General features: G+C 71.8%; 11 protein-coding genes. 5 read left to right on the plus strand and 6 right to left on the minus strand.

The window, feature by feature from the left end; translation table 11 throughout:
• The 3 genes from QH283_RS23555 to thiD all read right to left on the minus strand — a co-directional run.
• Window positions 1–586 (minus strand): glycosyltransferase (locus QH283_RS23555; RefSeq protein ID WP_280505123.1); only part of this gene is annotated, 586 nt, incomplete at its 3' end.
• Between the two features lie 167 nt (window positions 587–753).
• Window positions 754–1,383, minus strand: a complete 630-nt coding sequence (locus tag QH283_RS23560) for a class I SAM-dependent methyltransferase (protein WP_280505124.1) — start codon at window positions 1,381–1,383, stop codon at window positions 754–756.
• Window positions 1,384–1,480: 97 nt separating this feature from the next.
• Window positions 1,481–2,326 (minus strand): bifunctional hydroxymethylpyrimidine kinase/phosphomethylpyrimidine kinase, encoded by an 846-nt coding sequence (gene thiD / locus QH283_RS23565; protein ID WP_280505125.1) that lies wholly within the window; start codon window positions 2,324–2,326, stop codon window positions 1,481–1,483.
• A 132-nt stretch (window positions 2,327–2,458) separates the two neighbouring features.
• On the opposite strand from thiD, the gene QH283_RS23570 reads away from it, so the two are divergent.
• From QH283_RS23570 to QH283_RS23580, 3 genes are all read left to right on the plus strand, one after another.
• Window positions 2,459–3,679 (plus strand): cytochrome P450, encoded by a 1,221-nt coding sequence (locus tag QH283_RS23570; RefSeq protein WP_280505126.1) that lies wholly within the window; start codon window positions 2,459–2,461, stop codon window positions 3,677–3,679.
• Window positions 3,676–4,284, plus strand: coding sequence for a TetR/AcrR family transcriptional regulator (locus QH283_RS23575; RefSeq protein WP_280505127.1), 609 nt, complete (start codon window positions 3,676–3,678; stop codon window positions 4,282–4,284). The genes QH283_RS23570 and QH283_RS23575 overlap by 4 nt, the downstream gene beginning before the upstream one ends.
• A 117-nt stretch (window positions 4,285–4,401) precedes the next feature.
• The gene (locus QH283_RS23580) at window positions 4,402–4,902 is read left to right on the plus strand and encodes a cupin domain-containing protein (protein WP_280505128.1); all 501 of its coding nucleotides are present in this window, start codon (window positions 4,402–4,404) and stop codon (window positions 4,900–4,902) included.
• 27 nt (window positions 4,903–4,929) lie between these two features.
• Here QH283_RS23580 and QH283_RS23585 read toward each other — a convergent pair whose 3' ends face one another.
• Window positions 4,930–5,799, minus strand: coding sequence for a thioesterase family protein (locus tag QH283_RS23585; RefSeq protein ID WP_280505129.1), 870 nt, complete (start codon window positions 5,797–5,799; stop codon window positions 4,930–4,932).
• Window positions 5,800–5,824: 25 nt separating this feature from the next.
• The gene (locus QH283_RS23590) at window positions 5,825–6,256 is read right to left on the minus strand and encodes a MarR family winged helix-turn-helix transcriptional regulator (RefSeq protein ID WP_280505130.1); all 432 of its coding nucleotides are present in this window, start codon (window positions 6,254–6,256) and stop codon (window positions 5,825–5,827) included.
• 59 nt (window positions 6,257–6,315) lie between these two features.
• Between QH283_RS23590 and QH283_RS23595 the strand changes: the two genes are divergently transcribed.
• Complete coding sequence (locus tag QH283_RS23595; protein ID WP_280505131.1) at window positions 6,316–6,699, plus strand: PPOX class F420-dependent oxidoreductase; 384 nt, start codon at window positions 6,316–6,318, stop codon at window positions 6,697–6,699.
• Here QH283_RS23595 and QH283_RS23600 read toward each other — a convergent pair.
• The gene (locus tag QH283_RS23600; protein ID WP_280505132.1) at window positions 6,686–7,189 is read right to left on the minus strand and encodes an SgcJ/EcaC family oxidoreductase; all 504 of its coding nucleotides are present in this window, start codon (window positions 7,187–7,189) and stop codon (window positions 6,686–6,688) included. The genes QH283_RS23595 and QH283_RS23600 overlap by 14 nt on opposite strands.
• A 90-nt stretch (window positions 7,190–7,279) precedes the next feature.
• Here QH283_RS23600 and QH283_RS23605 point away from each other — a divergent pair, with 90 nt between their 5' ends.
• A complete protein-coding gene (locus QH283_RS23605; protein ID WP_280505133.1) occupies window positions 7,280–7,744 on the plus strand; it encodes a MarR family winged helix-turn-helix transcriptional regulator in 465 nt (154 codons plus the stop codon).
• Window positions 7,745–7,947 lie beyond the last annotated feature (203 nt).

Consider the following 7,947-nt stretch of genomic DNA (forward strand, 5'->3'; position numbering starts at 1 on the left):
CGGCGAGCACGAGCAGTTCGGTGTCGAAGAACCACTCGGCGGCCTCGACCAGCGGCCGCAGGCACTGCGCCACCTCGGCGGGTACCGCCTTGAAGCCGCACTGCGCGTCCGAGAAGCGGGCGCGCAGCGCGGCCTTGAGGATGAGGTTGTAGCAGCGGGTGATGATCTCGCGCTTGGGTCCGCGCACCACGCGGGCGGCGGCGTCGAGCCTGGTGCCGATCGCCAGATCGGAATGGCCGGACACCAGCGGCGCCACCAGTGGCAGCAGCGCGCCCAGATCGGTGGACAGGTCGACGTCCATGTAGGCGAGCACCTGGGCGTCCGAGCGCTCCCACACCGCGCGCAGGGCCCGGCCGCGGCCTTTGGCGTCCAGATGCGCCACCCGCACATTCGGCATCGAGGCCGCCAGTTCCTCGGCGAGGCGCGGCGTGGCATCCGTGCTCGCGTTGTCGGCGATGGTGATGCGCGCGGAGAAGGGGAAGCCGTCGCGCAGGTGGGCGTCGAGCCTGCGCACGCAGTCGGCCAGCCCGGTTTCCTCGTTGTGCACCGGAATCACGATGTCCAGCACGGGCGTCCGCTCGATCATGGATTCCACCATCGAGGCCGTGGCTCCCAGCGCGCTGGGACCGGGCTGGGAGGTTCCTGGGAACTCGCGCTGAGGTCTTGCGCGAGCGCAGCGCCGCGCGAAATCCGGTCCAGCCGTGTGGCAGTGGCGGAATCAGGCGGCCGGGGAACGGTCCACCGGGCGCGGGTTCAGGCGGCGGGCCTGCGCAGTCGCAGGACGGTGTCGGCGCGGGTGCCCCGCTGTCCCTCGGGGCCGGTCATCTCCTTCTCGACCCATTCGCTGGTCTCCACCGACCACGGCCCGCGCGGCTCGAGCAGCGCCAGGGTGCCCTCGATGGTCGGGAACTCGAACAGGGGCGGCTCGCTCATCCAGCTCGGCCAGCCCGCGTGCCCGACGATCAGCAAGACCCCGCCGGGCGCGACCGCATCGGCGGCGCGGAGCAGGATCGCGTCGCGCTCACCCGCCCCGGCCACCGGCGAGTGCAGGAACTGGGCGGACACCAGGTCGAAGGTCCCCTCCGGGAAGCTCGCCAGCAGGTTGTGGCGGACGAAGCCGATCCGGTCGGCGACGCCCGCGCCGACGGCGTGCTCGGCGGCGCGCTCGAGGGCGGTGGCGGAGATGTCGGTCGCGGTCACCCGCCAGCCGCGTTCGGCCAGCCAGATCGCGTCCGCGCCCTCGCCGCAGCCCAGGTCGAGCGCCGTTCCGGGAGCCAGTGCCTCGGCCTCGCGGGCGAACAACGGGTTCACCTTGCCGGACCAGATCGCGTCGCGTTCGCGGTAGAAGTCTTCCCAGAACTGTTCGGGTGTGGGCGCGGTCATCGTCTCTCCTCGTCACGGGGGTAGTGACACGATGGTGCGCCGCCATACGAGTGAACGGCAAGCGAAGTTGCCGTTCCGGCAAACCGCGCTTCGGGGGTCAGGAGTGGTGCAGACGCCACAGCGGGGACACCGGGCCGTGGCCCGCGCCCAGGTCGTAGGCGGCCTCCAGACAGCGGCGGGTCCATTCCTTGGCGAAGGCCAGCGCGTCGGGGACCTGGTAGCCGTGCGCCAGCGCGCAGGCGAGGGCGGCGGCCAGGGTGTCGCCACCGCCGTGGTCGTTGCCGGTGGGGATGCGGGGCGCGGTGAACTCGTGGAAGGCGTGGCCGTCGAACAACAGATCGGTGCTGACCTGCGAGGACCGCAGGTGGCCTCCCTTGACCACCACCCAGCGCGGGCCGAGGGCGTGCAGCGCTTCGGCGGCCTTGCGCGCGGTGGCGTGGTCGGTGACCTCGACGCCGCTGATCAACCTGACCTCGTCCAGATTCGGCGTCACCACCGTGGCCAGCGGGAACAACGTGTTGCGGACCGCGTCGAGGGCTTCCTCGTGCAGCAGCGCGTCGCCGTGCATGGACGCCGCCACCGGGTCGACCACCAGCGGGATCGGCCCGTCGCCGCCGATGCCGACTTCCCGGCACACCTCGGCCACCGCCTCGATGATCGCCGAGGACGCCAGCATGCCGGTCTTGGCCGCGTTCACCCCGATGTCCCCGGCCACCGATCGCACCTGGTCGGCCACCACGTGCGGCGGGATCTCGTGGAATCCGCTGACTCCGACCGAGTTCTGCACGGTCACGGCGGCCACCGCGACCAGCGCGTGCACTCCGCACAGCGCCATGGTGCGGGAGTCGGCCTGGATGCCTGCGCCGCCACCGGAGTCGGTGCCGGCGATGGTGAGGACACGGACCGGGGTCTGTCCTTCGGCGGGAAGAGGCAGCAGTTTCACACCAGGCACATTACGTTCTCGCCACGTCTCGCGGGGCGGCCGGATCGGGCGGGGGAATCGCGCGGGCGAGGTGTGCGCGAGCCACCCCCGCCGAGCCTGTACATATTGACATATCTGTCTTACAGTCGACACATGTCGGCGATCAGGTCTCACACAGCGCCCGTTTTCCGGCCGTGCACGGCCGCCACCTGGGCCGACCCCTGGCCCATGTACGCGGCGCTGCGAGCGCACGACCCGGTGCATCACGTGGTCCCCGAGGATCGGCCGGCGCACGACTACTGGGTGCTGACCCGGCACGCCGACGTGGTCGCCGCCGCCCGCGACACCGCGACCTTCTCCTCCCGCGACGGTCTCACCGTCGAATACGGCGAGCTGGAGCGGATCGGCCTGACCGCGAATCCGCCGCTGGTCATGCAGGACCCACCGCAGCACACCGAGTTCCGCACCCTGGTGGCGCGCGGGTTCACGCCACGCCGGGTGGAGTCGCTGGAGCCGATGGTGCGGGCCTACGTCCGCGAGCGGCTCGACCGGCTCGGCGGTGCGGGCGACATCGTCGAGGTCCTGTTCAAGCCGCTGCCGAGCATGGTCGTCGCGCACTATCTCGGTGTGCCGGAGCAGGATCGGGAACGGTTCGACGGGTGGACCGACGCCGTGGTGGCCGCCGGAACGGGCACGACGACCGAGCGGGCGAGGGCGGCGTCGACGGAGATGGTCGGCTACTTCGCCGAGCTGATCCGCCGCAGGCGCGCCGAACCCGGCGACGACACCGTCTCCCTGCTGGTCCAGGCGGGCCTCGGCGCCACCGACGAGGACGTGACCGGACTGGTCCAGTTGCTCGCCTACACCTGGACGATGGTCGCGGGCGGCAACGACACCACCACCGGCCTGCTCGGCGGGGCGGTCCAGCTCCTGCACGCGAACCCCGCGCAACGCGACGCGCTGGCCGCCGAGCCGGGCCTGATCCGGCCCGCGATCGAGGAGTTCGCCCGGCTCACCTCCCCGGTGCAGGGCCTGGCCCGCACCACCACCCGCGCGGTGGAGATCGCGGGCGTCACCATCCCGGCGGGCCGCAAGGTGCTGCTCGTCTACGCCTCCGCCAACCGCGACGAACGGGTCTTCGGCCCCGACGCCGCCGACCTCGACGTGACCCGCGACCCGCAACATCTGCTGACCTTCGGCCACGGTCCGCACCACTGCCTGGGCGCGGCGGCCGCCCGCATGCAGGCCCGCGTCGCCATGGCGGAACTGCTCGCCCGGTATCCGCGCTTCGTCGTCGACCACGACGCCGTCGAATACGCCGACGGCCCGTACGTGCGGCGCCCCACCCGGGTGCCATTCCGGGGCGCGGCGTGAGCGGCGACTGGCTCGCCGGCAGCCGCACCGAACTCGCGGCCGAGCGCATCCTCGACGCGGTGCGCGGCCTGTTCCTGGACCGGGGCGAGCGGGGGGTGTCCGGGATCGGCATGGCCGAGGTGGCCGCGGCGGCCGGATGCTCGCGCGCCACGCTGTACCGCTACTTCCCGAATCGGCATGAGCTGTTCGCCGCCTTCGCCGGACGGGAGGCGCGCCGGGTCGTCGCCCGGGTGTGGCGCGACCGTCGCGGCGCGGCCGACCCCGCCACCGCGCTGCTCGACACCCTCGTCGCGATCCTGGCCGAGGTGCGCGAGACCCCGCATCTGGCGGTCTGGTTCGAGCCGGTGAACGCCGGTGTGGTCGCGCGACTCGCCGAATCCTCGGATGTGGTCGAGGCATTGGCCCGCGATTTCGCGGCCACACTCCGGCCCGACCTCGACGCGGCAGGTGCGCGCAGGCTCGGCCGCTGGACGGTGCGCGCGGTGGTCTCCCTGCTCACGATGCCCGCCTCGGATGCCGAGGAGGAACGAGAGATGTTGCGCGCGTTCGTCGTTGCTCTGCTCATCGGGGATCACCGCGCCGAACGGACGACCGCGGCGGGCTGAGCCTGCGCTCCGCTGCCGCGCGGCACCGGATGTCACACCCGGAGTGCCTGTGTCGTCAACTCCTCGACACACCAGGAACCGGCGCGAAACGCCGGTCGACCGCATCAGGAGTCACCGATGACCAGTTCCGCTCAGCACACCGCCCCCGTTCTGGTTCGTTCCGCGGACGCGGCCACGCTCCAGGACGGCGCGCTCAGCCTCATCACACTGCTCGCCGACGCGGGCGACACCGGTGGCGCGCTCACCGCGAACAAGGCGAGCCTGGCGAAGGGATCGCCCGGAGCGCCCGCGCACTTCCACACCAAGGCCACCGAGATGTTCCTCGTGCTGGAAGGCTCCGCGCGATTCCTGCTCGGCGACACGGTGGTCCGGCTCGAACGCGGCGACTTCCTCACCGTGCCGCCGACGGTCCCGCACGCGTTCGCCCCGGCGCCCGGCGCGGAAGCCGAACTGCTGGTGGTCTTCACGCCCGGCATGCACCGCTTCGACTACTACCGGCTGCTGGAGCGGGTCTACCGGGGCCAGGCGACGGTGCAGGAGATCCGCGACAGCTCGCAGACCTACGACAACCACTACGTCGACAGCCCGGTGTGGCGCGAGGAGATCGCGGCGGGCTGAGCCGCGCGGGATCGGTCGGCCGGAGGGTCAGCGGGGGCCGAGGAACAGGGTCTGGGTGCTGCGGCCCAGCGGACCCCGCTCGTCGAACAGCGCCGATTCGGCGAGGCCGATGCCGCCGGGCTGGGGGTGGGTGACGGCGTCGAGACAGATCCATTCCCCCGCGGGCTGACGGTGCAGGGTCACCGTGAGATCGGTGTTGATGAACAGGTATTTCGCCCAGTCCAGGACGGCGCTGACGCCGTTGCCCGAGTCGGCGGCGGCGAGCGTGCGTTCCAGGGGGCTCGGTGTGGTGCCCGCGACGATCGGGTGCCTGAGCCTGATCCAGCAGATCGCCGGGCCCGGCTCGTCGAAACCGCCACGGACGAAGCGGTATTCGATGCCGGTGTGGAAGCCGATGGTCTGGGCCGAGGGGAACGGGGTCCAGGGGGCGTCCTCGGGGCCGGGACGACTCCCGGTCGGCCGGAACTCCTCCGGCACGTCGAGTTCGGGGTCGGCCCGGCGGAAGCGCCAGGCGTTGGCCTTCATGACCGGGCCGCGGTCGGAGGACAGCGTCGCCTCGAGCAGTTCCACGCTGCGGCCCGGCCTGGCCACTCTGGTCTCGACGGTGAGCGGGGCCAACGGCACCGGGCCGAGGATCTCCACCGCGACCCGGCCGATGCGGAAGTCCGCGCGCGGTTCGCAGCGTTCCAAAGCGTGGCCGATCAGGGCCGAGGGCGGGCCCGCGTGCTGGGCGTCGGGGGACCAGGGGCCGCGGGTGAGTTCGGTGGACAGGTAGCGGCCCGGCTGATCGGGGGCGGGCAGGTAGAAGGCCTCGGGGAGGTCGGTCATGTCGGTCCCGTCCATCTGGCCGGCGGGCGGCCGGGCGCTGATAGTTCGTTCGGCGAACGATTCTGCCACCCGTCGGTCGGGTGGCCGCTGGAGGTCAGTCGGTGTCGCCTCGCGCCGCGGTGGCGAAGCGAGTCAGGAGTTCGCGGAGGGTATCGCGTTCGGCGGGGGTGAACGCATCGGCGATGCGCTGTTCGATCGCCGCGGCCCGGCGATCGGCCGCTTCGAATGCCGCGCGGCCCGCCTCGGTCAGGCGGGTCTCCAGCACGCCCCGGTGCCAGGGATGCGGGGTGCGCTCGACGAGGCCGCGGTCCTGGAGATTGCGCAGGACGACGGTCATGGCCTGGGGGGTGACCAGGCAGGCGCGGGCGAGCGCGGCCGCGGAGATGCCCGGGCTGTCGGCGAGGGCGAACAGCGCGGCGTACTGGGGGACGGTCAGCGGCTTGACCGCCTCGTGCTTGGCGGCCATCAGTTCCTGCTCGGCCCGTTTGAGGTCGAGGCCGAGTCGTTCGTGCGCTGGCATGCCCATGACGGTCAAGCGTAAGGGTGTTATAAAAGCTTTGATAGTTGTCAAAACTTGGAGGTCTGATGATTCCCGACAGTCACGTCGATCTGCTGACCCGGCCGCTGTTCGCGCACCTGGGCACGCTGAACTCGGACGGGACGCCGCAGGTCACGCCGGTCTGGCAGGTGTGGGACGGCGAGTTCCTCCGGTTGACCACGACCACGGACCGCGCGAAATGCCGCAATGTCGAACGTGATCCGGCGGTGGCGCTGAGCGTCAACGATCCCGAACGGCCCTATCGGTACCTGGAGGTGCGCGGTGTCGTGGAGCGGGTCGAGCCCGACCCGGAGGGTGACTTCTTCGATGTGCTCGCCCGCCGGTACGGGCTCGACTACGACAAGCCGGTCGGCGACCATCCTCGGCGGGTGGTGATCGTCGTGCGGCCGGTGCACGTCACCTTCCAGTGAAGAACGGCGGGCGCGGTTCAGTCCGCCGTCGGGGCCGGGGGCGGCCGCCCGTGAGGCGGCTGGTGAGAGCTTCGGTGAGCCAGTGGTACTTGCCGTTCTGGAAGGCGGTGAGCAGCCACTCGCCGTCGTGCCGCACGGCCACCGTGGTCTGGACCTTCGTGTTGCGCCTGGTGCGCCGCTTCCGGCCGCCGACCACCGCCCCCAGGCTGTGGGCGATCGCCACATCGGGGGTGAGAAAGCGGATTCCGGTGATCTCGCTGTCGATCCGGGTGCCCTTCATGTGCTTCTCGAACAGCGGGCGGTGGGTCTCCGCGATGGCCCCGCGGCCGCGCAGATGGGTGCCGATCCAGGTCACGTAGTCGGCGTCGGGGGTGAACAACGCGGCGTAGGCATCGGCATCGCCCGCGGCCCAGGCCTCGTTCTGGCGGGCGAGCAGGGCGCGTACGGCGGCCTCGTCGGCGGGCCGGTCGGTGGGCTGGTCGACGGACATGGCGTCTCCCTTAGAATGCGACGATCAACAATTGATCGGGTAAATAATTGACTGAGTAAGATATTTACTCGGTCAGGCAAGGATGTCAAGATGTCGAACTCCGCGGATCTGAGCGCCGCGCTCACGGTGGCCGCCCAGCGCAGCGCCACGGACGCGGTGATGATGCATCAGGCGGTGGCCGACCGGCTCGGGCTGCACGTCACCGACCTGCGCTGCCTGAATCTGTTGCGGCTCGGCGGACCCGCCACCGCCGGTGAACTCGCGGCCAGGACCGGGCTCACCACGGGCGCCGTCACCCGGATGATCGATCGACTGCTGAAAGCCGGCTATGTCAGCCGCGAACACGACGAGCAGGACCGGCGACGCATCATCGTGAGCGTGCGCGAGGACCGCGTCCACGAGATCGCCCCGCACTACGAGGTGCTGGCCAGGGAGTTCGGCGCGGCGATGGCCGGTTACACCGACGCGCAGCTACGACTGGTGCTCGAGGTCTTCGACCGGCTGCACGAGACCTCGGTGCGGGTCACGGCCCTGCTGCGGGCCGAGCAGGCGTAGCCGGACCGCGCGGCCGGGCGAAGACGAGGGCGGTGTCGCTGCCGAAACCGAGGGAGTTGTCGACGGTGCGGCCGATCGGGGCGCGGGGGGGGGGGGGGGGGGGGGGGGGGGGGGGGGGGGGGGGGGGGGGCGCCCCCCCCCCCCCCCCCGCCGCGGGGGGGGGGGGGGGGGGGGGGGGGGGGGGCGCGACCCCCCCGCGCCCC

The sequence above is a fragment of the Nocardia farcinica genome (assembly GCF_029867845.1).
GTDB classification, from domain to species: domain Bacteria; phylum Actinomycetota; class Actinomycetes; order Mycobacteriales; family Mycobacteriaceae; genus Nocardia; species Nocardia farcinica_A.